The organism is Saccharothrix sp. ST-888 (genome assembly GCF_000955975.1).
In the GTDB taxonomy this organism is placed as follows: domain Bacteria; phylum Actinomycetota; class Actinomycetes; order Streptomycetales; family Streptomycetaceae; genus Kitasatospora.
The window spans coordinates 1-280 of sequence record NZ_JYJF01001046.1 but is presented as its reverse complement, the minus strand read 5'-3'; the positions used below and the strand labels follow the sequence as shown (position 1 = coordinate 280).

At 72.9% G+C, this 280-nt stretch carries 1 protein-coding gene; it reads left to right on the top strand.

From position 1 onward, the window contains the following. Positions 1 to 280 (top strand): beta-ketoacyl synthase N-terminal-like domain-containing protein (locus UK12_RS35525; RefSeq protein ID WP_045307358.1); only part of this gene is annotated, 280 nt, incomplete at both ends.

Genomic DNA, 280 nt, shown 5'->3' with positions numbered 1-280 from the left:
GAGATCAGCCCGCGCGAGGCGCTGGCCATGGACCCGCAGCAGCGGCTGCTGCTGGAGACGTCCTGGGAGGCGTTCGAGCGGGCGGGCATCGACTCGGGACCCCTGCGCGGCAGAGCGGTCGGGGTCTTCGTCGGTGCCTCCGCCTCGGGCTACAGTGCGGTGGCGGACGAGCTGCCGGACTGCGTCGAGGGCTACATGCTCACCGGCAACGCGGCCGCCGTGGTCTCCGGCCGCCTCTCGTACACCTTCGGGTTCGAGGGCCCGGCGGTGACGGTGGACA